This is a genomic window from Caldivirga sp. UBA161, assembly GCF_002506515.1.
Taxonomy (GTDB): Archaea; Thermoproteota; Thermoprotei; order Thermoproteales; family Thermocladiaceae; genus Caldivirga.
This window is the reverse complement of sequence record NZ_DAXS01000002.1, coordinates 26,765-29,518: the sequence shown is the minus strand read 5'-3', so window position 1 is coordinate 29,518 and position 2,754 is coordinate 26,765. Positions and strand designations below refer to the sequence as shown.

Genomic DNA, 2,754 nt, shown 5'->3' with positions numbered 1-2,754 from the left:
GTTGAGACTTACGGTTGCTGGTTGAATAAGGCTGATTCAGCGTTAATGGAGGAGGATTTAAGGAGGATGGGTTATGTTAGGGTTAATGACCCTGCCCAAGCAGACTTAATACTAGTTAATACGTGCGCAGTTAGGGAGGATTCAGAGGTTAGGGAGCTTAAAGCCATTGAGAAGTACTCTAAGTTAGGTAAGAAGCTAATAGTGGCTGGGTGCTTAACTAAGGCTAGGCCCAGTGAAATAATGAGGATAACGCCCAATGCATTAATAGTTAACCCAAGTTCGGTGGAGAATTTAACTGAGGTCCTGAAGAATGGTGTTAACTCCGCTGAGAGGTTAATGATGAGGATTCCCCAGTATGATGAATCAAGCCACGTTTATGTCATACCTATTCAAGTTGGTTGCCTTGGGAACTGCTCATACTGCGTAATCAAGTATACCAGGGGTGGTATGGGTTGGGTTAAGAGCGCTGACCTAAGTATGGTTAAGGAATCCATAGCTAAGGCAGTGGCAAGAGGCGCTAGGGAAATTTACTTAACTGGGCAGGAGATTTCAGCATACGGTAAGGATAAGGGGTATGATTTAGTTGACTTACTTGAGGCAGTACTGAGGGACGTTGATGGGAGGTACCTAATTAGGTTAGGCATGCTTGAGCCGCTGGAGCTTGAGGGATTAATACATAGGTTAATTGACGTGATTAAGAGTGATTGGAGAATCTACAAATTCTTCCACATACCTGTGCAGAGTGGCAGCGACAAGGTGCTTAGGCTAATGAGGCGTAAATACACTGTGGATTTGTTTAAACGAGAAGTGGAGTTGATTAGGAAGAACTTCAGTAACTCATTCATAGCCACCGATATAATAGTTGGCCACCCTGGGGAGGATGATTCTGATTTCCAGGATAGTGTTAAGTTAGTTAGGGAGTTAGGTATTGATAAGGTTCACGTTGCCAGGTATAGCCCAAGACCATTCACTGAGGCTGCTTACATGCGCCAAATACCTGATCAAATTAAGAAACAGAGGAGTAGTATACTAAGTAAGGTGGCTCTTGAGGTTGCATACTCCAGGAACCTGGAGTATGTTGGTGGTACTTATGAGGGTTTAATTAGCTCAATTGGGTTTAAGGGTAAGGGGCTTATGGCTAGGTTAATGGATTATAGGCCGGTTATTGTTAATGAGGGCAGCTTAGGCGCATTCGTGAAGATTAAGGTAACGGGAGCCTCACCAATAAACTTAATTGGTGAAGTAATTGAATGAAACTCGGACCAAGCTGCTTAACTAATCCCCCACATAACTAAGCCTAAATACTCGCGAAGAGTACGATTATCCCAGGGAATAAAACTTATATGCATGCTTAATGATAGTAAACAGTGGCAGGTAAGTTAACCTTGCTTACGCTATTTGCATTTGCATTACTAGTATTAGGCTTACTTAACTTAAGTAATGCACCATCAACAAGCCTAATGGAATTATACTCTAAGAGGGCAGTAGCCACCTTTAATGCCCTTCAGGACCATTATTACGTAAGCTCCCTAAACCTATATAAGGGCTCCACCTGTGGGAATTATAGTTGCCTATGGACCTACTCACAGATTTTATCAGCATTAGCTTACTTATCTCTAACACCTGGCCTAGATAATTTCACGAACCTATTTAACCAATATTACTTAGGTTTAAGCCACTACTCTAATCCACTTAACCCATCATCAGGATATGAATCAGCGGTAACACCACCCATTGGTCCAGGCGGCGACACTTATTATGATGACAATGAGTGGGTTACATTGGCGTTAATAAAAATGTACTTGGCAACCAATAATACCAAGTACCTGAAGAGGGCTGAGGAGCTGTTTAACTTCATAATCAGCGGATGGAGCACCAATAAGTCATTGAAGTGCCCTGGAGGAATATACTGGAGAGTCGGCGACTTATCGAGAAACACGGTCTCTAATTCCCCAGCTGCCGAAGCTGCTGCTGAATTATACCTAATAACCGGTAATCCAAGTTACTTAAAGTGGGCCATTAAGATACTTAACTGGGTTAACCAATGCTTAAGATCACCCAATGGGCTATATTATGATCACATTAACCCAGATGGCACTATTGATGAGACAATATGGAGTTATAATCAAGGCACTACTGCAGCAGCGGCTGCATTAATATATGAGGCCACCCATAATGAATCATACTTAATACTGGCTGAGGATTCAGCATACGCATCATTAAGCTACTTTAGCCAAGGAGCCATATACTCACAACCGCCTGAATTCAACGCAATATACTTCAGGAGCCTTGAGAAGGTCATCGAGATAAGCGGTAATAGTACTCTCTCCCAAATGTACTGGAACCTACTCTTAACATACATTAATAACACTTGGGTAACTTATAGGGATCCTGAAACAGGATTAATAACAATGGGCTTACCGTGGAATTCAGTTAATCCTGATGATGCGGAAATATGGACTGCAGCAATGGTGCAGCTATACTCGATAGCGGCTGGCTCACAACAGCCAATTATATTTAAGGCAATAGCCATTAAATCAACACATGCGCAATGGCCTACTTTAATCGGTGCGATCGCTGCAATTGCGTTAATCATGGCCATTGCCTACACTATAGTAAGGGTTAAGGGAAGGAGTTAATCCAAGTTCTAATGGATTATAGGCCGGTTATTGTTAATGAGGGCAGCTTAGGCGCATTCGTGAATATTCATCAGCAACTTAATTGGTGAAGTAATTGAATGAAGCTTCAAACTAA

2 protein-coding genes are annotated in these 2,754 nt (G+C 42.2%); both read left to right on the top strand.

Going from position 1 to position 2,754, the window contains the following annotated elements:
- Window positions 1–1,254: tRNA (N(6)-L-threonylcarbamoyladenosine(37)-C(2))-methylthiotransferase (locus BP896_RS00265; RefSeq protein ID WP_291764494.1), on the top strand; the 1,254-nt coding region annotated here is incomplete at its 5' end.
- Window positions 1,255–1,367: 113 nt separating this feature from the next.
- Complete coding sequence (locus BP896_RS00260; RefSeq protein WP_291764491.1) at window positions 1,368–2,639, top strand: glycoside hydrolase family 76 protein; 1,272 nt, start codon at window positions 1,368–1,370, stop codon at window positions 2,637–2,639.
- Window positions 2,640–2,754 lie beyond the last annotated feature (115 nt).